The organism is Vagococcus proximus (genome assembly GCF_029143285.1).
Lineage (GTDB): Bacteria > Bacillota > Bacilli > Lactobacillales > Vagococcaceae > Vagococcus_D > Vagococcus_D proximus.
The window spans coordinates 246,849-272,851 of sequence record NZ_JAPDSH010000003.1 but is presented as its reverse complement, the minus strand read 5'-3'; the positions used below and the strand labels follow the sequence as shown (position 1 = coordinate 272,851).

Here is a 26,003-nt window from a genome sequence, read left to right as displayed (position 1 = left end):
CTCCTTTTTTATTTAAAGTGAAGATGTTTCACGTGGAACATCTTCACTTTAAATAAAAATAGAATAGGTTAATGATGTGAGGAATTAGGTAAGTATGGTAAAATATACTTATATCAGATAATAAAAAAAGAGGTGTATAAAATGAAAGTTGTATTTATACAAGATGTTAAAGGACAAGGTAAAAAAGGTGAAATTAAAGAGGTGTCATCAGGTTATGCTCAAAACTTTCTTATTAAAAAAGGTTTAGCTAAGGAAGCAAACCCAACAACAATTAGTGAATTACATGGGAAGAAAAAAGCTCAAGAAAAAATTGAAGCAGGTATTAAAAAAGAAGCAGAAAATTTGAAAAACAAGATAGAAACAGCAGGGTTTGAAATAATAATTAAAGCTAAATCAGGAGAGGATTCAAGATTGTTCGGATCCATTCCCTCTAAACAAATTGCAGAAGCATTAAATAAACAGCATGGTATAAAATTAGATAAAAGAAAAATGGACTTGCCGGAACCTATAAGAACTTTGGGTTATAAAAATGTTCCAGTTAAATTACATCATGATGTAATAGCAGTATTACGCGTACATGTTGTATCAGAATAGAGCGAATTAATATTCGCTTTTTCTTTTTTTTTTAGTAAGCGGGAGCATATAGGAGAGATAAGAATGGATGAAATGTTACATGATAGAGTTCCACCTCAAAGTATTGAAGCAGAACAAGCAGTATTAGGCTCAGTTTTATTAGATTCAGAGACTATAGTTGAAGCTATGGAATTTCTAAAACCTTCTGATTTTTATCGTAGAAGTCATCAATTGATTTTTGAAACGATGATAAAGTTAACAGATAATGGTGATGCAATAGATACTATTACAATAAAAAATAAATTAGAGAGTTTGAATTTATTAGAAGATGTAGGAGGATTGCCATATTTATCGGATTTAGCAATGGCAGTACCTACAGCAGCTAATATTCTTCACTATTCAAAAATTGTTGAACAAAAATCATTACTTAGGAATTTAATAAAAACAGCAACCGAGATAGTTAGTCAGGGGTATGAGCAAGGTGATGAAGTAGGGAATATTTTAGATGAAGCTGAGAAGCGGATTTTAGAAGTTTCAGAAAATAGAAAACGAAATGAATTTTTATCGATTTCTGAAGTGTTGAATGATAGTTTCGCTGAGATTGACAGGTTGTCGCAACAAGAAGAAGAAATAACAGGGTTGCCTACAGGTTACCAAGCTCTAGATAAGATGACAGCTGGTTTACAACCAGAAGAATTGATAATTTTGGCTGCACGACCTGCTGTAGGTAAGACTGCGTTTGCATTAAATATAGCGCAAAATGTAGGCACTAAAACTGATCAAGCTGTTGCTATATTTAGTTTGGAAATGGGAGCAACTTCTCTTGTCAACCGGATGTTGTGTGCAGAGGGGACTATTGAAGCACATAATTTAAGGACAGGTCAGTTGACAGAAACTGAATGGCAAAGTTTAGTCATGGCAATGGGAAGTTTGTCTAAAGCTGATATATATATCGATGATACTCCAGGAATTAAAATTACAGAAATTAGAGCGAAGTGTCGTAAACTCGCGCAAGAAAAAGGTAATTTGGGTCTAATACTAATTGATTATCTTCAACTCATTGAAGGTACGGGTAAGGAAAATAGACAACAAGAAGTATCAGATATCTCCAGACAACTCAAAAAATTAGCAAAAGAATTAAAAGTACCTGTAATTGCGTTATCTCAATTATCTCGTGGAGTAGAACAGAGGCAAGATAAAAGACCAGTACTTAGTGACATTCGTGAATCTGGGTCAATTGAGCAAGATGCGGACATTGTTGCGTTCCTCTATCGCGATGATTACTATCGTGATGAAGAAGGAGAAGATAATGATACAGAAGAAAAAGAAGATAACAATATAGTAGAAGTTATTATTGAAAAAAATAGAAGTGGTGCTAGAGGTACTGTTGAGTTACTCTTTATTAAAGAATATAATAAGTTTTCTTCTCTTTCAACGAGACCAGAATTTTAATGTTCGTGATTAGTTGGATTTAAACACTATCCGTTTTATTATTGTTCGAATACAGTTGATTTTTAAAGGTCGCATTGTTAAAATAGATAAGGAATTGAATATAAATAAATAGAATGAGGTGTTCAAATGTCATCAGTAGTAGTTGTAGGGACTCAATGGGGCGATGAAGGTAAAGGTAAAATTACAGACTTTTTAAGTGAGAATGCAGAGGTTATTTCACGTTATCAAGGTGGAGATAATGCAGGACACACAATCAAATTTGATGGTGAAACATTTAAATTACAGTTAATCCCTTCTGGAATCTTTTATAAGGAGAAAATTAGCGTAATTGGAAATGGTGTAGTTGTAAATCCTAAATCTATCGTAACAGAATTAAAATACTTACATGATCGAGGGATTAATACTGATAATTTACGTATTTCAGATCGCTGCCATATCATTTTGCCATATCATATTCAATTAGATACTTATCAAGAAGAATCAAAAGGTGACAATAAAATTGGAACGACCAATAAAGGTATAGGTCCAGCATACATGGATAAAGCTGCACGTGTAGGTATTAGAATGGCTGATTTATTGGATAAAGAAATTTTTGAAGAACGTTTACGTATTAATTTAGAAGAGAAAAATCGTATGTTTACTAAAATGTATGATGGAAAAGCTCTAAATTTTGAGGATATCTTCGAAGAATATTATGAATACGGACAACAAATTAAACAATATGTAACAGATACTTCTTATTTAGTGAATGAGGCTTTGGATAATAATAAGAATGTTTTATTTGAAGGAGCACAAGGTGTTATGTTAGATATTGACCATGGGACATATCCGTTTGTTACATCATCTAACCCTATTGCTGGTGGAACAACTGTTGGTGGTGGAGTAGGACCATCTAAAATTAATAAAGTTATTGGTGTGTGTAAAGCATACACTTCACGTGTAGGTGATGGACCATTTCCTACAGAATTATTTGATGAAGTGGGTGAACAAATTCGTACGGTTGGACGTGAGTTTGGTACTGTAACAGGGCGTCCACGTCGTGTGGGATGGTTTGATGCAGTTGTTATGAATCATTCGAAACGAGTGTCAGGAATTACTAATCTATCACTCAATTCAATTGATGTATTAAGTGGTTTAGAGACAGTTAAAATATGTACAGCATATGAATTAGATGGAAAAGAGATTAATCATTATCCAGCTAGTTTGAAAGAATTAGAACGCTGTAAACCCATTTTTGAAGAAATGCCTGGTTGGTCTGAAGATGTTACAGCATGTAAGACATTGGAAGAATTACCTGAAACTGCACGTCATTATGTAAAACGAGTTTCTGAACTTGTTGGTGTTAGAATTTCAACATTTTCTGTAGGACCAGATAGAACTCAAACTAATGTTTTAGAAGATATTTGGGCACAAATTTAATAGAAAAAAAAGAACACCTCAACGAGGTGTTCTTTTTTAATTAGAGAATAGTTCTTTAATTTTAGACTGAACATCTTTATTATCAAGAAATTCGTCATAAGTAGTTTCAGCACGGTCGACAACACCCTTATCAGAAATCGCGATGATACGATTAGCAATAGTTTGAATAAATTGGTGGTCATGTGAGCTAAATAATAGAGAGCCTTTAAACGCGATTAGACCATCGTTAAGTGCTGTAATAGATTCTAGGTCCAAATGGTTTGTAGGATCGTCTAGAACGAGAACGTTAGCTTTTGAGAGCATGAGCTTAGATAACATACAGCGGACTTTTTCACCACCGGAAAGAACATTTACAGGTTTCATAACTTCGTCACCTGAAAATAACATTCTTCCAAGGAAACTGCGTAGGAAAGTATTATCATCTTCATCTTTACCAGCATATTGACGTAACCAATCAACGATAGGTTGTTCATTACCCTCAAATTCTTCGGAGTTATCCTTTGGTAAGTAAGCTTGTGAGGTAGTGACTCCCCATTTAACTGAACCAGTGTCAGGTTCCATTTCCCCCATGATAATTTTAAATAAAACAGTTGTAACAATATCATTATTACCAATAAAAGCAACTTTATCATCTTTATTTAAAGTAAAAGAGATATTATCTAGTACCTTTTTGCCATCAATCGTTTTAGATACATTTTCAACAGTTAATAAATCATTGCCGATTTCACGTTCAGGTGTAAATCCTACGAAAGGATAGCGACGTGAAGAGGGTTGGATATCATCAATAGTAATTTTTTCTAACATTTTTTTACGAGAAGTTGCTTGTTTAGATTTTGAAGCATTTGCACTAAATCTAGCGATAAAGTCTTGTAGCTCTTTCACTTTTTCTTCTTTTTTAGAATTTTGGTCAGCGTGTAATTTAGCTGCTAGTTGACTAGACTCTAGCCAAAAATCGTAGTTACCAACATAAAGTTGGATTTTACCAAAGTCTAAATCAGCCATATGCGTACATACTTTATTTAAAAAGTGACGGTCATGTGATACAACAATAACAGTATTATCAAAGTTAATTAAAAACTCTTCTAACCATGCAATTGATTGAGTGTCAAGTCCATTGGTAGGTTCATCTAATAGTAAGACGTCTGGTTTACCGAATAAGGCTTGGGCTAATAAAACTTTAACTTTTTGACCAGCAGACAATTCAGCCATTTTTTGATCGTGTAGTGAGTCTGGAATATTTAGACCTTGTAACATCATTGCAGCTTCAGATTCAGCTTCCCAACCACCAAGTTCAGCGAATTCACCTTCTAATTCAGCAGCTTTGATACCATCTTCTTCAGAAAAATCTTCTTTCATATAGATAGCATCTTTTTCTTGCATCACTTCATAAAGGCGTTTGTGTCCCATCATAACAGTTGCAAGAACTGTTTCTTCTTCATAATCAAAGTGATTTTGTTTCAGAGTAGCTAGACGTTCATCTGGCCCCATTGTTACAGAACCGGTAGTAGGTTCGATTGTTCCGTCAAGAACTTTTAAAAATGTTGATTTTCCGGCGCCATTTGCCCCGATTAAACCGTAACAATTTCCAGGTATAAATTTAATATTTACATCCTCGAAAAGTTTACGGTCAGTTAATAATAAACTAACATTAGATACAGTAATCATTTTATTAAATTCCTCTATTCTTTTATCTCTATTTTTGATAGACCTCTATGAATTATAACGAGGAATTTGAGTATTTACAAGGTATTAAGTTATTCTAGTGGTATAATATAAAAGATAATTGAAATATTTATTAGAAGGGATGAAATAAGATATGAAATTTAGAGATTTTGTGTATGAACGTCCGAATTATGATGAGATAAATAGAAAAATGAGTAGATTAATAGAGGAATTGAAAAGTGAAACAGGTGAGACTGTGGTAAAAATAGCTAAAGAATTAAATCAAATTAACAGTGATGTTAGTTCTATGGCGCAGTTATGTAATATACGTCACTCTATTAATACTAATGATGAATTTTATAGTAAAGAGAAAAAATATTGGGATGAATTTGGACCTAAGTATGAAGACATAATAACAGAATACTATAGAGCAGTATTAGAGTTACCAGATCAAAAGGAATTGAGAAGAAGTTTTCCAACCCCCTTTTTTTTAATGGCAAAAAATCAACTTTCAACTTTTTCATCAGAAATAATAGAATTGCTTCAAAATGAAAATGGCTTAGTAAGTGAATATGAAAAGTTATTAGCGACAGCAGAGGTAGAATTTGATGGTAAAGTATTAGTTTTACCCCAGTTAGATCCGTATTGTCAAAGTTTGGATAGAGATATTAGAAAAAAAGCAACGTTAGCTCGTAGTAATTTTTTTAAAGAAAATAAAGACAAAATAGATTCAATTTATGATGATTTAGTAAGTATTAGGACGGAGATGGCCCATAAGCTTGGTTTTAACGACTATGTTGAAATGGGTTATGCTATTATGAATCGTCTTGATTATGATAGAAAAATGGTGGAAGGATATCGTAAAGATATTTTAAAGTATGTTGTTCCAGTATCTGAAAAATTATATAAGAGGCAAGCGAAGCGGTTAGGATTAGAAAAATTATTTAATTATGATTTGCCGTTAGAATATACTGACGGTAATGCTATACCAAAAGGCACACCAGAAACTATTCTAGAGAATGGATTACAGATGTACAAAGAGCTCTCTCCGGAAACAGGAGAATTTATGTATAGTATGATTGATAGAGAGTTACTTGATGTATTAAGTAAGCCAGGTAAGCAAAGTGGAGGGTATTGTGAGTTTCTTCCAAAGGAGCAGACACCCTTTATTTTTGCTAATTTTAATGGGACATCTGGTGATATTGATGTCTTGACGCATGAGGCAGGTCATGCTTTTCAAGTTTATCAATCACGGTGGATTGAACAGCCAGAGTGTGTATTTCCAACAAATGAAAGTTGTGAAATACACTCAATGAGTATGGAATTCTTCACATGGCCTTGGATGCATCTCTTCTTCAAAGAACAGACGGAGAAGTATTACTTTTCTCATTTAGCAGGAGCGGTTCAATTTTTACCTTATGGAGTACTAGTGGACCATTTTCAACATGAAGTCTATGAAAATCCTAAAATGACACCAGCAGAACGTAATGAAACATGGAGACGTTTGGAAAAAGTATATTGTCCTGAGAGAGACTACTCAGAAGATCCCTTTTTAGAAGAAGGGACATACTGGTACAGACAAGGGCATATCTTTTTTGCTCCATTTTATTATATCGATTATACATTGGCACAAGTATGCGCGTTCCAGTACTGGAAACGTGATTATCTCGAAAAAGATTCTAGTGCATGGGATGATTATATGAAAATATGTAAAGTTGGCGGCACTAAGACATTTACAGAGATAGTTGAATTAGGAAATTTAAAGTCACCATTTGATAAAGAAACTTTAGAAGAAGTCATGAGTGCAGTTGATGGGTATTTTGAGAGTGTTGATGATACTAAATTTTAAATAATAGATTTGAGGAGAGTTATGGTATGACGATTAAATTAATAGCAATTGATATTGATGGGACATTAATAAATTCTCATCACGAACTAACAACGAGAACGAAAGAAGCAATTATAAAAGCAAAAGAACAAGGTGTAAAAATCGTTATTGCAACTGGACGACCATATCCAGGGGTTGCCAATATTTTAAAAGAATTAGATTTAGAAGATAAAGGAGACTATGTTATTACTTATAATGGTTCTCTGGTTCAAGAATGCGATACGAAAAAGGCAATTGTATCCCATGGATTATCATATGATAATTTTATTGAAATTGAGGCTTTATCTCGTCAACTAGGTAGTCATTTACATTCTATAGATAGAGAGAACATATATACAGCAAATCAACATATAAGTCCTTATACAATTCATGAAGCTAGTTTGACGGGTATGCCTTTATATTATCGTGCTGTCGACCAAATGACTAGAAATATGGAAATTGTGAAGATGATGATGATTGATGAGCCTACTATTTTAGATGAGGTTATATCAAAATTGCCAAGTTGGTTTACTGATAAATATACAACTACAAAGAGTGCACCTTTTTATTTGGAAGTACTTAATAAACAGGCTAATAAAGGAATTGCGGTAAAAGAGTTGGCTGATTATTTAGGTATTAAACAAGAGGAAACAATGGCAATCGGTGATAATGAGAATGATTTAGAAATGATAGAGTATGCAGGCGTTGGTGTTGCAATGGCAAATGCAGTTTCTAAATTGAAATCAGCAGCAAATTGTGAAACTTTATCTAATGATGAAGACGGTGTGGCTGTTATGATAGAGAAGCAGCTTAATTAAACAAATAAAAAATGCTAACCTAATTAGGTTAGCATTTTTTATTTGTTTATAATGAGTTAACACTCTGATGATATAGTTTAGATATTATATATTAAAATTGTCTAGTGAGCAACAGGGTAGTGAGGTCATGGAGTATGTCTTTCGTCTTATCTGGTGTAGTTGGTAATTTTTTGATTCCTTTTAAAGCATTATCAGTATAGTGAGTTGCAAGTTCGATAGATTCTTTAAGAGCCCCTGAATTGTGAACTATATCATAAACAATTTCTGTATCCTTTATACTCATTTGTGATTTTTTACTTAGTAAGGGTAATAATTTATTAGGTTGTTTTTTTATAGCAATTATTAAAGGTAAGCTATAAACACCTTGACGGACATCTTCGAGAACTGGTTTACCAAGATCATCAGAGTCTTGAGTGTAATCTAAAATATCATCAAGAATTTGGAAAGCCATGCCTATATTCGCTCCAATTTTTTTACAATTATTAGAAAAAAACTGAGAACAACCTGATTCATATGCACCAACAAAACAGCTAAGCGCGAATAATTCAGCTGTTTTTCCAGAGATGTTATCAAGATAGGTTTGAATAGAAATAGAAGTATCATAGCGAGTGTTCATTTGTCCTAATTCGCCAGATAAAACATTTTCCATGCTTCTTGCATTAATTTGTATACTCTTTAAAGAAGACGTATAGTCGGCTAACATTTTAAAGCAAGTAATGAATAGATAGTCACCTGCATATACAGCAACATCTTTACCAAATTTTGCTTGAATAGTAGGTACATTTCGTCTTATATCGGCTTCGTCAACAATATCATCATGTATAAGCGTTGCAGTGTGAAGAGTTTCCATAGCCGCCGCAAGAGCAATAGCTTTTTCTTTATTTTGAGTGCCAAATTGAGAGAATAGCAAAAGATAAGCCGGTCGTAATAACTTCCCACCAGAGGCCATCATAGAAAAAATAGCAAACTCTACATCTTTATTTGTTAGCTTAATAGAGCGTTCCATTAAGTTTAGTGTAGCTTGTAAGTCTTGTTCCAAATTAGGGTAATCTTGCCATAATTTGTGAATTTTCATGGTTATACTCCTTATAGTAATAATACGAATCCTAGGATAATTTTGGTTGTTCTTGAGCTGCTTTAAATTGACTAAGAGTTTTGACGTGCTCCATCAAATAATTAGCAGCAATACCGACAGCAATACCAGCTAATATTCCAATGAAGGAAAGAATAGGTAAGTATAGCATAACAGACCATGAACGAGCGATAAAACTGGCAGTACATAGTTGTCCAACATTATGCAGAAAACCACCCGTTGCACTTATTCCGATAACACTGACTTTATTAGGGCCTAGTTGTTTTATAAGCAACATTCCAAAGTAGCTCAGTAAAGCCCCAGTTGCACTATAAAGTAGTGTTGAAATAGTTCCTCCAAGTAATGTCGTTAGAATTAACCGTAGGCAAACTAGAAAAAAACTTTCTTTTTTACTCATTGTAAAAATAGAGATAATCGTTATTAGATTAGCTAGACCAAGTTTTGCTCCAGGTGCAAATGCGAATGGAAAAGGGATCATATTCTCTAATAATCCAATAATAACACCTTGTGCTACTAGTAAGGAGATATAAATCAGTTTTTTATTTTTTGTCATGGTTATCACCTCCTAAGTGATGGCTAGTACAGTCAGTAATTAAAAATAAAGCCCTAGAGGAAATCCCCTAGAACTTTATAAAGTAAGGGAGCTTTAGTTATTGCGCCCGTATATTGATTTTACATCTCCGTACCACCATTTACCAAGTTTACGTTGTAACCAAGGCACAACCCACTTGTCTAAACCAATAGCACGACCTGAACCATTCATTAGAGCAAAGGCAACAGGGATGAACCAAATATTTACCCAATAGAACATACCTGATAAACAGAATGCTGCTACTAAAGCAATAGTAGTTGCACTACTTAACCAAGTAAATAGACCAGCAATTAATGCTAAGGCAATTAATACTTCAAAAATAGTCATGAATTTTTGCATAAATAATGCAACTTCTTTGTTAGGCATCATGAATTCCATCACAGATGAGAACCATTTAGGCATGTGATCGAAGACCAACATAGGCTCTTCACCATATGCGTAGCTTAAGCCAAAATGAGCCGCTTGGACTGCAGTATCTCCAGCACCTGCTGCACTATCACCGGCAGCAGAAGCACCAGTTGTTGCCGCATCTTGTAACCAAGGGAATGGGAATGCAACATTGTCAGTAAACCAAGAGCCTTCACCAAACCAAGTATTAGGTTTTAGATAATCACCTTCACCAACAACTTTCTTCATAGCTTCTACTAGCCAAACTAGACCATAGAAGACACGTAGAGGAACAGACCATAAAACATTACCATAACGTGAAGAATGTCCACGTGCAACATTACGTTCATCCTTAATATGGAAGAATTCATGCATGATATATTGGAATGCATAATATCCTGAACGAATATCTAAGAAATACTTCAAGTTAATCATGTGTTTCATTAAAATAGCTAAGAAACCACTTAAGTGAATTTTGTCAAATAGACAAGCTACACCATATTTAGAACCGATAGAAACCATGAAGCCTTGGTAGTTTCCTTTGTAAGCGTGTTTTTCAGTTCCATTGATTTCTGCAATAATATTAGCAGCAGCACAATGTCCAGTACCTTCAGCAGCTTGAACAATTTGAGGTGTTGGAGTGTTTTCGAATTCTTCGTAATATACTAAATCTCCGACAACATAAACACCTTTATCTTCAAAACCTTTAGCTTGCATGAATTCATTGGCAACTAAACGATTTGCACGAGCAGACTCCATACCAAATTCTTTAGCATCACTGTTAGCTTGAACACCAGCAGTCCAAATTAAAGTATGTGTAGGGATAGTATCACCATTTTTAAGAGTGATTGCTTCCGCACCAACTTCAACTATTGGAGAATTTTTAAGGATTTCAATACCATTTTTAACCATGAATCGTTCAGCTTTTCCGGCATCATTACGATCCAGCATGTTTAAGATTGTTGGAGCCGCTTCGACTACTAATAATGAAATTTCATCAGCTGTGATTTTGTTATTTTTAGCTAGACGTTCTTTCCAGTCTAAAAGTTCTCCGACCATTTCGATTCCAGTAAAACCAGATCCACAAACTACGAAAGTTAGCATAGCTTTACGTAATTCATCATTAGGTTCAAGAGCGGCTAGTTTAACAGTTCTTTCGATGTGTTTACGTAATTTGATAGAATCTTCCATAGACCATAAGGTGAAACCATTTTCTTTAACGCCAGGTGTACCGAAGTCATTAGGCTCCCCACCCATGCCCAACATAACATAGTCAAATGGGTATTCTCCATTTTCGGTAACAACAACTTTGTTTTCTTTATCAATAGTAGTAACATTGTCTGTTACTAATTTGACATTTTTTCGTTTGCAGAATAAACGTTGTAAATCGTATTGAATTGCTTCAGGTTCAACACGTCCACCTGCTACTTCATGAAGCTCTGTCATCATTGTTTGGTATGAATGACGGTCAATTAATGTAATTTCTACATCTGGATTTTTTTTCAGTTTTTTTGAAAGTACTTTAGTAGCACAAACACCTGAATATCCAGCACCGACTACGACGATTTTTGTTTTAGTCATAGTTAATAACCTCTTTCCTTTTTATATAATATGTAATAAAAAAATAAATGCAACGATAATCAAACGATAATCTAATACATTATATAATCAAATACAACGTATGTCTAACTAATTTTCAGAAAAAATGAAAATAATACAACAAATAATAACATGCTTATATAATATGTGAAATTTATAAAAATGGGACACTTTTTTATTGCAATAAAATGCGAGATGATATAAAATGAATATGTAAATTAATTCACAAGAAAGTTTTTGTGATTAAAAATATTTTTCGAGAGAAAAGGGGAGTTTTATAATGAAAACAAAAAAATTAGTTACGAGTTTTGCTTTATTAGCAATGGCATCATTTGCTTTAGTAGCATGTAGCCCAGATAAAAAAGCGGATGATAAGTCTGATGCTAAAACAGAACAAACTGAGAAAAAAGAAGATAAAAAAGAAGAACAAAAAGAAATGGTTAAAACTGCTGGAGCAGATTTAAAAGATGGCGAATACACATTAGAAGAGAAAAATGAAGATAATGGTTACCGCTCAACATTTAAAATGGTAGTAAAAGATGGCAAAATCACTAAAGATTCTAAATTTGATGCAATCAATAAAGATGGTAAATCAAAAACAGAAGATGCAGATTATAATAAAATGATGGATGAAAAAGCTGGTACATCACCAGATAAATTTATTCCAGCGTTAAACGAAGCGTTCATAGCGTCACAATCAGCTGACGGTGTTGAGGTCGTAACTGGAGCAACTCATTCAACAAGTACTTTTAAAAACTATGCACAACAATTAATTCAAGCCGCTCAAGCAGGTAAAACTGATAAAATCGAAATCGATAATGGTGCTGAACTTAAAGATGGCGAATACACTTTAGAAGAGAAAAATGATTCAAATGGTTACCACACAGTATTCTCAATCGTAGTTAAAGATCACAAGATTGCGGAATCTAAATATGATAACTTAAATAAAGATGGCAAATCAAAAATTGAAGATGCAGAATATAACAAAAATATGAAAGAATTCGGTGGAGAAACTAACCCAGAAGCTTTCATTCCTGAATTAAACAAACGTTTAGTTGCAGCTAACAAAGAAGCTGAAAAACCAACTGCAGCTATTGATGTAGTGACTGGTGCAACACACTCAACACATTCATTTGAAATGTATGCTGAACAATTAATCAATGCTGCTGAAAAAGGCGACACTGCTAAAATTGTTGTAGATAACATTGTAATGGAAGAAAAAAAATAAGCATTCTTTAGATAAATAAAAAGAACAAGTTCTGAATTTCAGAACTTGTTCTTTTTTTATCAGTTAACTAATGATAAGCTATGGTAATAGTATGAGTATTATATTGAAAGAAAGTGAGTTATATTAAGATGAAAAAAAGAATAAGTATATTGGTAATGGTCGCGTGTGCAATTATATTGGCAGCATGTGGTTCGAATAAAGAAAAAGTTGAATTATTAAATGACCCATATATGGATCAACAATTTTTAATGGGAACTTATGTTAGAATGCAAATCTTCGATGAAGGTAAAGAGGACGTTCTTAAAACAGCTTTTGATAGAGTAAAAGCATTAGCTGATAAAATTACAGTTAATGAAAAAGGTTCAGAGATTGATAAAGTAAATGAGGCATCGGGGATAAAACCAGTTAAAGTATCAGATGATGTCTACCCACTTGTAAAAAAAGCATATCAGTACAGCGATGAGTGGAACAAAGGTTTTGATTTATCAATCGGTAAAATTACTCAACTATGGCATATCGGTTTTGATGATGCTAGGAAACCAGAACAATCAGAAATTGATGATGCATTAAAGTTAATTAATTATAGAGATGTTGAATTAGATGATGAAAAACAAACGGTGTTTTTAAAGAAAAAAGGAATGGAACTGGACTTAGGTGCAATTGCTAAAGGTTATATCACCGATGAAGTAGTTAAAGTTATGAAGAATAACGATGTAACGACTGCGATTATTGATTTGGGTGGAAATGTCTATGTATTAGGGAAGAGTCCTAGAAAGTCAGATGGTGAGTGGAAAGTTGGTATACAAGATCCAAATCAAGCGAGAAATACGGTAGTAGGATCGGTAACAACTAGTAATAAATCATTGGTAACTTCAGGGATATATGAGCGTAACTTAACAGTTAATGGCGAAACGTTCCATCATTTATTTAGTCCTAAAACAGGTTACCCATTTGAAAATGAAATTGCAGGTGTTTCAATTATTTCAGATAAGTCGATTGATGGAGATGGACTATCGACATCGATTTTTTCAATGGGACTTAAAGAAGGTATGGCTCATATTGATAAATTAAATAATGTAGAAGCTATATTTGTAACTAAAGATGATAAAGTTTATATTAGTAAAGGTCTAGAGGGGAATTTTGAATTAAATAAAGACTCTGGTTATGACTTGGTTAAATTGGAAGGAAAATAAAATGACAATAAGAAATTTTTTGAAATTAGTGGAAATTCAGACAAAACTAGCTAGCTTATTTCCCTTTTTAATAGGCGTTCTGTTTTCATTGTCCTATTTCAAACAGATAAATTGGTTAAATACACTTATCTTTTTTTGTGGTATGTTAGTTTTTGATATGGCAACAACAGCCATCAATAATTATATGGATTTTATTAAAGCAAAAGATGATGAGTATAAGAGTAATACTAATATTATTGGTCAAGCTAAATTGGATACGAAAAGAGTCGCTTTTTTGATTAGTATGATGCTTATTTTTTCAATGGTTGTAGGTTTAGTTCTTGTTTATAGAACAGGATGGCTAATGTTAGTTATGGGAGGTGTCTGTTGTTTCATAGGAATTTTTTATACATATGGACCTATTCCATTGTCAAGAATGCCTTTAGGTGAGCTGTTTAGTGGAGTCACCATGGGATTAGGAATATTTTTAATGACAGTATACATTAATACGTATAGCACAATGTTTTTATATTTAGATTTGTCTAATTGGGAGTTTCAATTGGTAGGAAATATAAAAATATTACTTGCGATTCTGTGGGCGTCTTTACCCATGGTTTTTACAATTGCAAATATAATGTTAGCTAACAACTTATGTGATTTGAATGAGGATATAAAAAATCATCGTTATACATTACCTTATTATATTGGAAGAGAAACAGGGATTCAGTTATTTCGCATATTGATGTTCAGTTGCTATGGAGTTATAATAATAGGTATTATTTTTGGCGTTTATCAGTGGCCAATGGCTACTACATTATTAACGTTACCAATTATCAAAAAAAATGTTTCAAATTTTAGTAAGCATCAAATTAAAAGTAAGACATTTGTTGTGTCTATAAAAAATTTGGTTGTGTTTAATACAGCTCAAATAGTTGGTTTATTAATTAGTTTGATAGTATAAAAAGGTATTAAGCTAGTATTCACTAGCTTAATACCTTTTTAGTTTAATATTGGGCTTAGGACTGATTTACTAAGTTATTAAATTTAGTATTATAGTGATAGAGGATTATTCTAGGGAGGAAATTTAAATGGAAAAAAAGCAATATGTATGCGATAAATGCGAAGGGACAAGTTATTCAGCAGACCAGTTTCAAGCAACAGGTGGAAATTTTGCCAAGATATTTGATGTTCAAAATAAAAAATTTATAACAATCAGTTGTGACCGCTGTGGCTACACAGAGTTATATAAGTCCAATACAAGTACAGGGTGGAATGTTCTTGATTTTCTAGCAGGTGGTTAAAAAAATACTCTTCTCATTCTTTTTAAATTCTGCTATGATGTCAGTAAGTTAGTAGAATTTAAAAAGAGGGATAGTAGATGAAGTTAACAATTAAAGACATAGCAAGTAAAGCAGGTGTTTCAATTACGACGGTTTCCCATATCTTAAATGACAAAGGTGGCCGATTTAGTGAGGAAACAAGAGAAAAAGTTTTAAAAGTGGTAGAAGAGTATAATTATAAACCAGATTATGTGGCTAGAAGTATGGTGACTAAGCGTTCTAAATCGATAGGTATGATAGTTCCGGATGTAACCGATTTCTTTTTTTCGAAATTAATCGAAGGTGTGGAAACCTATTTAAATACCTTGGGTTATATGTTAATTTTATGTAATTCAAAACACGATAAGGAGCAAGAAGAGAAATTTTTTTATGAGCTAGTTCATAGGGCAGTAGAAGGAATTATAATTGCTACTCCGAATATCTTACCTAAAGAAATTATGAAAACGTGTACAAAAAAGGATAAGGAAATACCTATTGTGTTAGTCGATATGGCTAAGAATGAAAGAGATGAAGGTAAGTTAATTGTAGAAGAAAGGAAAGGAGTTTATGAGGCAACCTCATATTTGATAGAATCTAACCATCGTAAAATAGGCTTTATGAAAGAGGTGGGTGAGTATTACCAGCTTTCAGAACGATTGAAAGGTTATTTAGATTGTTTAGAGGAAAATAATATTTCAGTTAACTTGAATTATATTGTTGAAAGTTATCTAACTATAGAAGGTGGCTATAAAGGAACTAAAAAATTATTGGAACAAACAGAGAATGACATAACCGCATTGATATGTAGTAATGACCAGATGGCTATGGGAGCATATCAAGCTATTTATGAATCCGGGTTAAAAATTCCAGATGATATATCAATAATAGGGTTTGATGGTTTAGATACGAGTAGATATTTGGCACCATCACTAACGACAGTCCAGCAGCCGGTATTTGATATAGGTTTTTTTGCGGCTAAGTTTGTTGTCGATGCGATTGAGAATCCTTATATTAAAATGCCGACAAAAGTATTTCCAACCAAATTAATTATTAGAGAAAGCGTGAAAGCTATTGACTAGAAAATGGTAAAATGCTAATATAATTATTGAAAGCGCTTGTATGTATTGGTTTTTTGAGAGTAAAACGTTTTACTTGAGTTCTGTAATTTTACATAAAAGGAAGCTACACAATTACAAGTACCAGGGGGAAATAAAAATGAGAATGATCGACTTAATTGAAAAAAAACGCGATGGTGGAGAACTTACGAAGGAAGAAATTAACTTTTTTGTTGATGGATATACTGATGGTAGTATTCCTGATTATCAAGCAAGTACATTTTTGATGACGGTATTTTATAAAGATATGACAGACGAAGAGATCACTAATTTAACATTAGCAATGGCTAATTCAGGTGATGTTATTGATTTATCTTCAATTGAGGGTGTAAAAGTAGATAAACATTCAACTGGTGGCGTAGGCGATACAACAACTATCGTTTTAGCACCGTTGGTAGCAGCAGTGGGTGTTCCGGTTGCTAAAATGTCGGGTCGCGGCTTAGGTCATACAGGTGGAACTATTGATAAATTAGAAGCTATTCCAGGTTTCCAAGTAGAGTTAGAGAATGATAAATTCATTAAACTAGTTAACGAAACACAAGTAGCAGTCACTGGGCAATCAGGTAATTTAGCTCCTGCGGATAAAAAATTATATGCATTAAGAGATGTAACTGCGACAGTAGATTCAATCCCATTAATTGCAAGTTCAATTATGAGTAAAAAAATTGCTTCAGGTGCCGATGCAATTGTATTAGATGTAACAACAGGTGATGGAGCCTTCATGAAGAATATTGAGGATGCTACTCGTTTAGCTAAAACAATGGTTCGTATTGGTAAATTGGCTGGTCGTAACACAATGGCAGTCATTTCAGATATGTCTCAACCATTGGGAGAAGCCATTGGTAATACTATCGAAATTGAAGAAGCAATTGCTACTTTAAATGGTAATGGTCCTGAGGATTTAACTGAAATGGTTTACGTTTTAGGAAGTCAAATGGTAGTTCTTGCTGGAAAAGCTGCAACTCTTGAAGAAGCTCGAGCTATGTTAGTTGAAGCATTAGAATCAGGAAAAGCAAAAGAAAAATTCAAAGAAATGATTGCTAATCAAGGTGGAAATCCAGAAATCGTAGATGCACCTGAAAAAATGGAGCAAGCTAAATTTGTTTATGAAGTACCAGCGAAAGAAACGGGCTGTGTTCGTGAAATTCATGCTGAAAATGTAGGGATTGCAGCAATGATCTTAGGTGCAGGAAGAAAAACAAAAGAAGACTCGATTGATTACAGTGTAGGAGTTAAACTTCACAAAAAAGTCGGTATGGATGTTAAAGAAGGAGAAACGTTAGTGACAATCTACTCGAACACGGAAGATGTTGCAGCTGTGAGAGAGATGTTATATGATAATATTACAATTGGCGAAAAAGTTGAAGAGCCAGCATTGATTAGAGGAATCATTACAGAGTAGGCGTTAAAACTTGCTAAAAAGATTTTAATAGATCAGAATTAAACCTAGTAGAGAATGAGTAATAAATTTACTTCTCATTCTCTACTAGGTAAAATCTGACTCTTTCTGAAAGCGCTTGATATACGAATGATAGTAGCTTGTAAATTATAATAGCAGTGCTTTTACTTGTTTTTTTATGACACAAACAAGTAAAATGATTACTATAGTAGTTGATTCAGTGTTTTTGAGTATTTGAGGCATTATTCATATTGAAAGTTAGGTGGAAAGTTATGAGTGACAAAGAAAAATGGATTAAGATGGCACAAGACGCATGTAAAAATGCTCATGTACCGTATTCTAAATTTCCGGTAGGAGCTTGTTTAGTAACAGAAGATAACAAAGTATTTACAGGTGTAAATATTGAAAATGCATCCTTTGGATTGACAAACTGTGCTGAAAGAACAGCAATATTTAAAGCGGTTTCGGAAGGGTATAATAAGTTCAAACACATTGTTATTGTTGGAGATACAGATCAACCTATTTCACCATGTGGCGCTTGTCGTCAAGTGATGATAGAGTTTTGTAAACCGACAATGCCTGTTACATTAGTAGCAAAAGACGGAAGTACTCTTGATATGACATTAGGAGAATTACTTCCCTATTCGTTTACAGAAGACCAGTTATAATAACCATGATTTATTCAGTCACCAGACTGTTAAATAAAAAATATATTAGGGGGCTTTAAAAATGAAGGTATCTAAAAAATTTGGAATGGGTTTATTAGCTTTAGGATTATGTACAACATTGGTAGCATGCGGAAGTAATGATAAAGGTGACAAAAAGGAAAGCAAAGGTTCTGACGGTCAACATACAGTCGCATTAGTTACTGACTTAGGTGGGGTTGATGATAAATCATTTAACCAATCAGCTTGGGAAGGTTTACAAGAATGGGGTAAAGCAAACAAATTAGAAAAGGGTAATGGTGGTTTTAACTATTATCAATCTAACTCAGATTCAGAATTTGATACTAACATTAATACAGCTTTAAACGATGGTTTTGAAACTATTTTCGGAATTGGATATAAATTAAAACCTGCAATTGACGCAGCAGCGGCAGCAAATGCAGACAAAAACTTTGTCTTAATTGATGATCAAATTGACGGTAAAGATAATGTAGCTTCAGTGGTGTTTAAAGATAACGAAGCGGCTTACTTAGCAGGGATTGCTGCAGCTATGACAACTAAATCAAATAAAGTTGGTTTCGTTGGAGGTCAAGAAGGTGATGTAATTGGACGTTTTGATGCAGGCTTTGAAGCCGGTGTTAAATCAGTTAACAAAGATATCGATGTGAGTTCTTCATACGTTGGCTCATTCGGTGATGCTCCAAAAGGAAAAGCAACTGCTGAAGCAATGTATGGTAAAGGAATCGATATTATCTACCATGCATCAGGAGATACAGGTAATGGTGTATTTACAGCAGCAAAAGATATTATTAAAGCAGACAAAGATAAAAAAGTTTGGGTAATTGGTGTTGACCGTGACCAAACAGCGGAAGGTAAAGAAGGCGATTTAAACGTTACATTAACATCTACATTAAAAGGTGTTTCAAAAGTTGTTCAAGATTTAGCTACTCAAGCGAATGATGGGAAATTCCCTGGTGGTGAACATTTAGTATACGGTCTTAAAGAAGATGGTGTTGATTTAAGTGAAGGTCAATTATCAGATGAAATTAAAACGGCAGTTAACAAAGCTAAAGAAGAAATCAAAGAAGGTAAAATTGAAGTACCAGAAAAACCAGCTAAAAAATAATTATTAAAAATCATTCATCCGAAATAGTAAGGACGTGAAAAAAGTGGAAAAATCACAACACGTGATTGAAATGAAAAATATAACCAAAGCTTTTGGAACATTTAAAGCGAATGATAATATTAATTTGAATGTTAGAAAAGGCGAAATCCATGCACTTTTAGGTGAAAATGGTGCGGGGAAATCAACATTGATGAATATTCTGTCAGGGTTATTACAACCAACTTCAGGAGAAATCTATATCAATGAAAAACTAGAAGAGATTTCAGATCCAACAGTGGCGAGTCAACTAGGTATAGGGATGGTACATCAACATTTCATGCTTATTGATAATTTTACTGTTGCTGAAAATATTATCTTAGGTAGCGAACCCGTAAAAGGTGTTACCATAGATAAGAAAAAAGCTTATGATGAAATCCAAGCTGTTTCGGATAGATATGGTTTTAACATTGATTTAGATGCATTGGTATCAGATATATCTGTCGGCATGCAACAACGTGTTGAAATTCTGAAGACGTTATATCGTGGGGCTGATTTATTGATTTTTGATGAGCCTACTGCAGTATTAACTCCTCAAGAAATTGAAGAATTGATAGGAATCATGCACGGTTTAGTTGCAGAAGGAAAATCATTAATTATCATTACTCACAAACTTGATGAAATTAAATCAGTAGCGGATAGATGTACCATTATTCGTAGAGGTAAAAGTATCGATACAGTTACAGTAGCAGATGTTAGCTCTCAAGAACTAGCAGATTTAATGGTTGGACGTTCGGTGTCATTTAAGACACCGAAAGGTCCATCAAATCCACAAAATGCAGTTCTTAAGGTTTCTAATTTAATTGTAAAAGAAAATCGTGGTCTAGATGCTGTTAAAAACATGAATTTAGAAGTTCGTGCAGGTGAAATTGTAGGGATTGCAGGGATTGATGGTAACGGTCAAAGTGAGTTGATTCAAGCTATTACTGGAATGCGTAAAGTTGAAAGTGGAACTATTGAAATAAATGGTAAAGATATGACGAACTTAAAACCACGTCAAATTACTGAAAATAGTGTAGGACATGTACCGGAAGATAGACATAAGTTTGGTTTAGTATTGCCGATGACGCTATCTGAGAATATTGCACTACAAACCTACTATAAAGAACCTAACAGTAAAAACGGTTTACTAAACTATAAATACATAAATAGTCATGCTATTGAATTAATTGATGAGTTTGATGTAAGAACACCAAGTGAGACAGTTCCAGCATCTGCTTTATCAGGTGGTAATCAACAAAAAGCAATTATTGCGAGAGAAATTGATCGTGATCCAGATTTACTTATTGTTTCCCAACCAACACGTGGGTTAGATGTAGGTGCAATTGAATATATTCACAAACGTTTAATTGAACAACGTGATAATGGTAAAGGTGTATTATGTGTAAGCTTTGAGCTTGATGAAATTTTAAATGTCTCTGACAGAATTGTTGTAATGTTTGAAGGAACAATTACAGGGATTGTAGATCCAAAAGAAACGACTGAGCAAGAGCTTGGGTTGTTGATGGCAGGTATGTCAATAGAAGAGGCACGAGCTAATTTAGCACAAGATGCAACTGTGAAGGGAGCAGAAGGACATGAGTAAAAAGAATTTACAGAGTCTAGCAGTTCCGGTAATATCAGTTCTTTTTGGTCTTATTTTAGGAGCTATTGTTATGTTAGTTTCGGGATATAACCCAATTGAAGGATACGGTGCAATGCTGAAAGGCGCATTTGGTCGTACTTATAATATTGGTGAAGTTTTCCGTTTGGCATCGCCTTTAGTTTTAACCGCATTAGGATTCTCAGTAGCCTATACAGCGGGATTCTTTAATATAGGTCTTGCTGGTCAAGCGCTATGTGGATGGTTGGCATCGGTGTCAATTGCCCAAGCCTTTGCTGATTTACCAAAACCAATCCTACTTACAATGTGTATTGTAGGTGGTGCAGTTGCAGGTGGTCTTTACGCAGGAATTGCAGGAGTTTTGCGTGCGAAATTTGGAACAAGTGAAGTCATTGTAACGATTATGTTAAACTACACAATTTTATATATAAGTAATCACTTAGTTCGTAATGTTTTAACAACAGATAAAGATGCAACAGAAATGATTTCACAAAACGCAAGCTTACGTGTTCCCTTTTTACAACAAATTAGTGGTGGATCTCGTTTGAATGCAGGACTTTTCATTGCGATTATTGCAATTATTGTCATCTGGGTATTGATGAAGAAAACAACAGCAGGATTCGAATTACGATCAGTTGGTATTAATCCGTTTGCTTCAGAATATGCAGGTATGAGCGCAAATAAAAATATTATTTTAGCCATGGTTATTGCAGGGATGTTAGCAGGTCTTGGTGGTGTTATTGAAGGTCTTGGAACATTCCAAAACATTTATGTTATGGCAGCAGTTCCAGAGATTGGGTTTGACGGTATGGCGGTTTCTCTATTAGGAAATGGTCATCCGATTGGGATCTTTATCTCAGCAATCTTATTCGGTATTTTAAAAGTCGGTGGTTTAAGTATGCCGGGTGCGGGAATTCCGAAAGAGGTTGTAGAAATTGTAATTGCATCTATTATTTTCTTCGTCGGTGCAAGTTATGTTATCCGTTACTTATTAGCTAAATTCGACAAAAATGCACAGAAAGGAGAGATGTAAGATGTTACAATTTTTAGTGATCGTTGTCTCTTCGACTCTAGTGTATTCAGCACCTTTAATTTTTACAGCTCTAGGTGGAACATTTTCTGAGCGAGGCGGCGTAGTTAACGTTGGTTTAGAAGGTATTATGGTAATGGGTGCATTTAGTGCCTGTGTGTTTAATTTATTTACAGCAGATGTTTTGGGAGCTGCAACACCTTGGGTTTCATTATTGATAGGTGGTGCGACAGGAATATTATTTTCACTATTCCATGCAGTAGCGACAATTAATTGGCGCGCTGACCATATTGTCAGTGGTACAGTTATTAATTTAATGGCACCAGGTTTAGCAGTGTTTCTAACACGTTTAATTTTTAATGATCGTGGGCAAACTGATATTATCCAAGAGCGTTTTGGTAAATTTAGTTTTCCTATCTTAAAAGATATTCCTTTTATTGGTGATATTCTTTTTAAAGACACATCTGCACCAGCCTATGTTGCGATTTTAGTAGCTGTATTATCATATTTTATTTTATTTAAAACAAAATTCGGCCTACGTTTAAGGGCTGTTGGGGAAAATCCTCAAGCTGCAGATACATTAGGTATTAGTGTTTATAAAATGAAATATGCAGGTGTTTTAATTTCAGGGTTCTTAGGAGGAGTAGGTGGTGCTGTATTAGTACAATCAGTATCTTCTCAATTCTCAAGAGCAACAATTACAGGACAAGGGTTTATTGCTATGGCAGCGATGATTTTTGGTAAATGGAATCCGCTAGGTGCACTAGGCGCAGCGTTATTCTTCGGATTAGCGCAAAGTCTTGGTGTAATTGGACCACAAATTCCAGGATTAGAAAATTTAGCACCTGTTTACTGGCAAGTTGCACCTTACATTTTAACAGTAATTGTATTAGTATTGTTTATTGGGTCATCTAAAGCACCTAAGGCAATCGGTAAAACATATATTAAATCAAAATAATAAGCCGACGTGCCAAGGTAAGTTTTACTGACCTTATGGCACGTTTGTGCTTGAAATGACTATAATTTAGTCGAATTGGAAAAGAAAGAAGGAATTAAGATGTTTAAAAGAGTACATTTAATCGTATTAGATTCAGTTGGTATTGGAGAAGCGCCAGATGCAGAAAAATTTGGAGATTTAGGTAGTCATACATTAGGACATATTGCAGAAGAAGCTGGATTAAATATTCCAGAAATGGAACAATTAGGCTTAGGAACAATTGAACCACTAAAAGGTGTCAAAGCAATTTCTGATCATAAAGGCTACGCTACTAAATTAGAAGAAATTTCTGTGGGTAAAGATACTATGACGGGTCATTGGGAGATTATGGGCTTGAACATCGAAACGCCTTTTAGAGTATTCCCTGAAGGATTCCCGCAAGAGTTATTAGATAAAATTTCTGAATTTTCAGGAAGAGGCATAGTATGTAATAAGCCATATAGTGGAACAGCCGTTATTGATGATTTTGGTGAACATCAAATGAAAACAGGCGATTTAATAGTGTATACGTCTGCAGATCCAGTTTTACAAATTGCAGCACACGAAGAAGTTATCCCATTAGAAGAGTTGTATAAAATTTGTGAGTACGTCCGTGAAATTACTAAAGACGATCCATATATGATTGGTCGTATTATTGCGCGTCCATATTTAGGAGAGCCTGGTAACTTTAAACGTACAGCTAATCGTCATGATTATGCGTTAGACCCATTTGGTCATACTGTATTAGATTCATTAAAAGAAGGCGGAAAAGATGTTATTGCAGTAGGTAAAATTAACGATATCTTTAATGCTCAAGGTATTACTGAATTTGTTCGTACTAAATCAAATATGGATGGTGTAGATCAGTTATTAGAAGTTATGAAGAAAGATTTTACTGGTTTAAGTTTCACTAACTTAGTAGACTTTGATGCTCTATTTGGTCATCGTCGTGATGTTGTTGGCTACGGTAAAGCTCTAGAAGATTTTGATGGTCGTTTAGAAGAGATTTATGCAGCGATGGAAGAAGATGATTTGCTACTAATTACAGCTGACCATGGTAATGATCCAACGTTCCCAGGAACAGACCACACAAGAGAATATGTTCCACTATTAGCTTACAGTAAAAAAATGACTGGCCATGGTTCTCTACCGCAAGGTTTCTATTCAGATATTGCGGCTACTATTGCTGAGAACTTTGACGTTCCTGCGACAGAAAATGGAACTAGTTTCTTAAAAGACTTAAAATAAAAGGAGAACACAATGACTAAAACATTAAGCGTTAAATTAAATGAAACAGCTGAGTTTATTAAAAGTAAAGGTGTTAAAGAAATCGATTTTGGTTTGATTTTAGGTTCAGGTTTAGGAGAACTAGCTGAGGAAATTACTGATGCCATAGTAATTCCTTATGAAGAGATTCCAAACTTCCCAGTTTCGACTGTCGTAGGTCATGCAGGACAGTTGGTATACGGTAAATTAGAAAATAAATTTGTATTAGCTATGCAAGGTCGTTTCCACTTTTATGAAGGGAATACAATGGATGTTGTTACCTTCCCTGTGCGTGTTATGAATGCACTAGGTGCTCATTCAATGGTAGTGACTAATGCTGCTGGTGGTGTGAATACATCATTTACTCCAGGAAACTTAATGTTGATTACAGATCAAATCAACTTTACTGGAACTAATCCTCTAATTGGTGAAAACGATGAAAACTTGGGTCCACGCTTCCCTGATATGTCTGAGCCATATGATATTGAATATGGTAAAGTAGCTCGTAAAGTAGCTGCGGATTTAAAAATTACGTTACAACAAGGTGTTTATATGGGCTTCACGGGACCTACTTATGAAACGCCAGCAGAAGTTCGCATGGCTCGAGTAATGGGTGCTGATGCGGTGGGTATGTCTACAGTTCCTGAAGTAATTGTTGCTCGTCACATGGGCATGCGTGTGTTAGGTATCACGTGTGTAACTAACTTAGCAGCTGGAATGCAAGCTAACTTAAATCATGCAGAAGTTGTTGAAACAACAGAACGTGTAAAAGCTGATTTCAAAATGCTGATTAAACAAACACTTAAAAATATCTAAAGCAGTTTATTAATCAAATTAAAGAAGAGGTGCCAAGATGAGTATCCATATTGGAGCAGAAAAAGGGGCAGTAGCGGATAAAGTTTTATTACCCGGGGACCCACTTAGAGCGAAGTATATTGCAGAAAAATTCTTAGAAGATGTAGTCTTGTATAATGAAGTCCGTGGTATGTATGGTTTTACTGGTACTTATAAAGGCGAACGTGTTTCAGTTCAAGGAACTGGAATGGGAATGCCTTCAGCTGCAATTTATGTGACTGAGCTGGTTAAAGATTACGATGTTAAGAAATTAATTCGAGTAGGAACGTGTGGATCTATTCAAAAAGATGTTCATGTGAGAGATATTGTTTTGGCTCAAGCAGCGGCAACAACATCAGCTATTGTTCGAAATGATTTTCCAAAACATGATTTCCCCCAGATTGCTAATTTTGACTTGTTGATGAAATCATATATGGTTGCTAAAGACAAAGGGTTTAATGTTCATGTGGGAAATGTTTTATCTGATGATGTTTTTTATAAAGATAGCTTAGATGATATATTTAAATTAGGCGAACACGGTGTCTTGGCAGTAGAGATGGAAGCTGCTATTATTTACTATGTCGCTGCTAAATATGGCGTGCAAGCTTTGAGTTTAATGACAGTAAGTGATCACATGATTACTGGTGAAGAAACGACGTCAGAAGAACGTCAAGAAACCTTTGACGAAATGATTATTGTTGCGTTAGATACGTTAATTAATTAAAAAAGATGCCAATCTATTAGATTGGCATCTTTTTGTAAGTAAGAATAC

Annotated in this window: 23 protein-coding genes; 19 read left to right on the top strand and 4 right to left on the bottom strand. The window is 34.2% G+C overall.

Annotation, left to right across the window (positions count from 1 at the left end):
* Positions 1–141: 141 nt before the first annotated feature.
* The 3 genes from rplI (at position 142) to OL233_RS05950 (ending at position 3,444) form a co-directional block, all read left to right on the top strand.
* Positions 142–594, top strand: coding sequence for a 50S ribosomal protein L9 (rplI, locus tag OL233_RS05960; RefSeq protein ID WP_275471420.1), 453 nt, complete (start codon positions 142–144; stop codon positions 592–594).
* Between the two features lie 63 nt (positions 595–657).
* On the top strand, positions 658–2,025 hold the full coding sequence (gene dnaB, locus OL233_RS05955) for a replicative DNA helicase (RefSeq protein ID WP_275471419.1): 1,368 nt from the start codon (positions 658–660) through the stop codon (positions 2,023–2,025).
* Positions 2,026–2,151: 126 nt separating this feature from the next.
* Entirely contained in the window at positions 2,152–3,444 is a 1,293-nt protein-coding gene (locus OL233_RS05950; RefSeq protein ID WP_275471418.1) for an adenylosuccinate synthase, read from the top strand.
* 36 nt (positions 3,445–3,480) lie between these two features.
* Here the strand turns inward: OL233_RS05950 and OL233_RS05945 are convergent, their stop codons facing one another.
* Positions 3,481–5,109: an ABC-F family ATP-binding cassette domain-containing protein gene (locus tag OL233_RS05945; protein ID WP_275471417.1), complete on the bottom strand. Its 1,629-nt coding sequence runs from the start codon at positions 5,107–5,109 to the stop codon at positions 3,481–3,483.
* A 151-nt stretch (positions 5,110–5,260) separates the two neighbouring features.
* Between OL233_RS05945 and OL233_RS05940 the strand changes: the two genes are divergently transcribed.
* Entirely contained in the window at positions 5,261–6,955 is a 1,695-nt protein-coding gene (locus tag OL233_RS05940) for a M3 family oligoendopeptidase (protein WP_275471416.1), read from the top strand.
* Between the two features lie 26 nt (positions 6,956–6,981).
* Positions 6,982–7,791, top strand: coding sequence for a sugar-phosphatase (yidA, locus tag OL233_RS05935; protein ID WP_275471415.1), 810 nt, complete (start codon positions 6,982–6,984; stop codon positions 7,789–7,791).
* A gap of 91 nt (positions 7,792–7,882) precedes the next feature.
* Here the strand turns inward: yidA and OL233_RS05930 are convergent, their stop codons facing one another.
* From OL233_RS05930 to OL233_RS05920, 3 genes are all read right to left on the bottom strand, one after another.
* Positions 7,883–8,866 (bottom strand): polyprenyl synthetase family protein, encoded by a 984-nt coding sequence (locus OL233_RS05930; RefSeq protein ID WP_275471414.1) that lies wholly within the window; start codon positions 8,864–8,866, stop codon positions 7,883–7,885.
* A 31-nt stretch (positions 8,867–8,897) separates the two neighbouring features.
* Positions 8,898–9,437: a Gx transporter family protein gene (locus OL233_RS05925; protein ID WP_275471413.1), complete on the bottom strand. Its 540-nt coding sequence runs from the start codon at positions 9,435–9,437 to the stop codon at positions 8,898–8,900.
* A gap of 93 nt (positions 9,438–9,530) precedes the next feature.
* On the bottom strand, positions 9,531–11,444 hold the full coding sequence (locus OL233_RS05920) for an NAD(P)/FAD-dependent oxidoreductase (protein WP_275471412.1): 1,914 nt from the start codon (positions 11,442–11,444) through the stop codon (positions 9,531–9,533).
* 298 nt (positions 11,445–11,742) lie between these two features.
* On the opposite strand from OL233_RS05920, the gene pplA reads away from it, so the two are divergent.
* The 14 genes from pplA to deoD all read left to right on the top strand — a co-directional run bounded on the left by pplA (position 11,743) and on the right by deoD (position 25,955).
* Positions 11,743–12,690 carry an extracellular electron transfer flavoprotein PplA gene (pplA, locus tag OL233_RS05915; RefSeq protein WP_126831864.1) on the top strand — a complete coding sequence of 316 codons (948 nt, stop codon included), beginning with the start codon at positions 11,743–11,745 and terminating at the stop codon, positions 12,688–12,690.
* A gap of 128 nt (positions 12,691–12,818) precedes the next feature.
* The gene (locus tag OL233_RS05910) at positions 12,819–13,883 is read left to right on the top strand and encodes an FAD:protein FMN transferase (RefSeq protein WP_275471411.1); all 1,065 of its coding nucleotides are present in this window, start codon (positions 12,819–12,821) and stop codon (positions 13,881–13,883) included.
* A gap of 1 nt (position 13,884) precedes the next feature.
* Complete coding sequence (menA, locus tag OL233_RS05905; protein ID WP_275471410.1) at positions 13,885–14,823, top strand: 1,4-dihydroxy-2-naphthoate polyprenyltransferase; 939 nt, start codon at positions 13,885–13,887, stop codon at positions 14,821–14,823.
* Positions 14,824–14,950: 127 nt separating this feature from the next.
* The gene (locus OL233_RS05900) at positions 14,951–15,163 is read left to right on the top strand and encodes a zinc ribbon domain-containing protein (RefSeq protein WP_275471409.1); all 213 of its coding nucleotides are present in this window, start codon (positions 14,951–14,953) and stop codon (positions 15,161–15,163) included.
* A gap of 77 nt (positions 15,164–15,240) precedes the next feature.
* Positions 15,241–16,260, top strand: coding sequence for a LacI family DNA-binding transcriptional regulator (locus tag OL233_RS05895; protein WP_275471408.1), 1,020 nt, complete (start codon positions 15,241–15,243; stop codon positions 16,258–16,260).
* Positions 16,261–16,396: 136 nt separating this feature from the next.
* Entirely contained in the window at positions 16,397–17,698 is a 1,302-nt protein-coding gene (locus OL233_RS05890; protein ID WP_275471407.1) for a pyrimidine-nucleoside phosphorylase, read from the top strand.
* Positions 17,699–17,967: 269 nt separating this feature from the next.
* Entirely contained in the window at positions 17,968–18,363 is a 396-nt protein-coding gene (locus tag OL233_RS05885) for a cytidine deaminase (RefSeq protein WP_275471406.1), read from the top strand.
* Positions 18,364–18,424: 61 nt separating this feature from the next.
* The gene (locus tag OL233_RS05880; protein ID WP_275471405.1) at positions 18,425–19,486 is read left to right on the top strand and encodes a BMP family lipoprotein; all 1,062 of its coding nucleotides are present in this window, start codon (positions 18,425–18,427) and stop codon (positions 19,484–19,486) included.
* 70 nt (positions 19,487–19,556) lie between these two features.
* Positions 19,557–21,107, top strand: coding sequence for an ABC transporter ATP-binding protein (locus OL233_RS05875; protein ID WP_275471457.1), 1,551 nt, complete (start codon positions 19,557–19,559; stop codon positions 21,105–21,107).
* The gene (locus OL233_RS05870) at positions 21,100–22,158 is read left to right on the top strand and encodes an ABC transporter permease (RefSeq protein WP_275471404.1); all 1,059 of its coding nucleotides are present in this window, start codon (positions 21,100–21,102) and stop codon (positions 22,156–22,158) included. Before OL233_RS05875 ends, OL233_RS05870 begins: the two co-directional genes overlap by 8 nt.
* Position 22,159: 1 nt before the next feature.
* Positions 22,160–23,113 (top strand): ABC transporter permease, encoded by a 954-nt coding sequence (locus tag OL233_RS05865; protein ID WP_275471403.1) that lies wholly within the window; start codon positions 22,160–22,162, stop codon positions 23,111–23,113.
* A gap of 99 nt (positions 23,114–23,212) precedes the next feature.
* A complete protein-coding gene (gene deoB / locus OL233_RS05860; protein ID WP_275471402.1) occupies positions 23,213–24,379 on the top strand; it encodes a phosphopentomutase in 1,167 nt (388 codons plus the stop codon).
* Between the two features lie 12 nt (positions 24,380–24,391).
* On the top strand, positions 24,392–25,213 hold the full coding sequence (locus tag OL233_RS05855; protein WP_126831853.1) for a purine-nucleoside phosphorylase: 822 nt from the start codon (positions 24,392–24,394) through the stop codon (positions 25,211–25,213).
* A gap of 37 nt (positions 25,214–25,250) precedes the next feature.
* On the top strand, positions 25,251–25,955 hold the full coding sequence (deoD, locus tag OL233_RS05850; RefSeq protein ID WP_275471401.1) for a purine-nucleoside phosphorylase: 705 nt from the start codon (positions 25,251–25,253) through the stop codon (positions 25,953–25,955).
* The last annotated feature ends 48 nt before the right edge of the window (positions 25,956–26,003 follow it).

Excerpts from the sequence above, each read along its gene's own strand:
- deoB (WP_275471402.1), top strand. The coding sequence starts at position 23,213 with ATGTTTAAAAGAGTACATTTAATCGTATTAGATTCAGTTGGTATTGGA.
- OL233_RS05855 (WP_126831853.1), top strand. The coding sequence starts at position 24,392 with ATGACTAAAACATTAAGCGTTAAATTAAATGAAACAGCTGAGTTTATT.
- OL233_RS05865 (WP_275471403.1), top strand. The coding sequence starts at position 22,160 with ATGTTACAATTTTTAGTGATCGTTGTCTCTTCGACTCTAGTGTATTCA.
- OL233_RS05870 (WP_275471404.1), top strand. The coding sequence starts at position 21,100 with ATGAGTAAAAAGAATTTACAGAGTCTAGCAGTTCCGGTAATATCAGTT.
- OL233_RS05945 (WP_275471417.1), bottom strand. The coding sequence starts at position 5,109 with ATGATTACTGTATCTAATGTTAGTTTATTATTAACTGACCGTAAACTT.
- OL233_RS05940 (WP_275471416.1), top strand. The coding sequence starts at position 5,261 with ATGAAATTTAGAGATTTTGTGTATGAACGTCCGAATTATGATGAGATA.
- dnaB (WP_275471419.1), top strand. The coding sequence starts at position 658 with ATGGATGAAATGTTACATGATAGAGTTCCACCTCAAAGTATTGAAGCA.
- pplA (WP_126831864.1), top strand. The coding sequence starts at position 11,743 with ATGAAAACAAAAAAATTAGTTACGAGTTTTGCTTTATTAGCAATGGCA.
- deoD (WP_275471401.1), top strand. The coding sequence starts at position 25,251 with ATGAGTATCCATATTGGAGCAGAAAAAGGGGCAGTAGCGGATAAAGTT.
- OL233_RS05890 (WP_275471407.1), top strand. The coding sequence starts at position 16,397 with ATGAGAATGATCGACTTAATTGAAAAAAAACGCGATGGTGGAGAACTT.
- menA (WP_275471410.1), top strand. The coding sequence starts at position 13,885 with ATGACAATAAGAAATTTTTTGAAATTAGTGGAAATTCAGACAAAACTA.
- OL233_RS05875 (WP_275471457.1), top strand. The coding sequence starts at position 19,557 with ATGAAAAATATAACCAAAGCTTTTGGAACATTTAAAGCGAATGATAAT.
- OL233_RS05900 (WP_275471409.1), top strand. The coding sequence starts at position 14,951 with ATGGAAAAAAAGCAATATGTATGCGATAAATGCGAAGGGACAAGTTAT.
- OL233_RS05895 (WP_275471408.1), top strand. The coding sequence starts at position 15,241 with ATGAAGTTAACAATTAAAGACATAGCAAGTAAAGCAGGTGTTTCAATT.
- yidA (WP_275471415.1), top strand. The coding sequence starts at position 6,982 with ATGACGATTAAATTAATAGCAATTGATATTGATGGGACATTAATAAAT.
- OL233_RS05950 (WP_275471418.1), top strand. The coding sequence starts at position 2,152 with ATGTCATCAGTAGTAGTTGTAGGGACTCAATGGGGCGATGAAGGTAAA.
- rplI (WP_275471420.1), top strand. The coding sequence starts at position 142 with ATGAAAGTTGTATTTATACAAGATGTTAAAGGACAAGGTAAAAAAGGT.
- OL233_RS05885 (WP_275471406.1), top strand. The coding sequence starts at position 17,968 with ATGAGTGACAAAGAAAAATGGATTAAGATGGCACAAGACGCATGTAAA.
- OL233_RS05920 (WP_275471412.1), bottom strand. The coding sequence starts at position 11,444 with ATGACTAAAACAAAAATCGTCGTAGTCGGTGCTGGATATTCAGGTGTT.
- OL233_RS05880 (WP_275471405.1), top strand. The coding sequence starts at position 18,425 with ATGAAGGTATCTAAAAAATTTGGAATGGGTTTATTAGCTTTAGGATTA.
- OL233_RS05925 (WP_275471413.1), bottom strand. The coding sequence starts at position 9,437 with ATGACAAAAAATAAAAAACTGATTTATATCTCCTTACTAGTAGCACAA.
- OL233_RS05930 (WP_275471414.1), bottom strand. The coding sequence starts at position 8,866 with ATGAAAATTCACAAATTATGGCAAGATTACCCTAATTTGGAACAAGAC.
- OL233_RS05910 (WP_275471411.1), top strand. The coding sequence starts at position 12,819 with ATGAAAAAAAGAATAAGTATATTGGTAATGGTCGCGTGTGCAATTATA.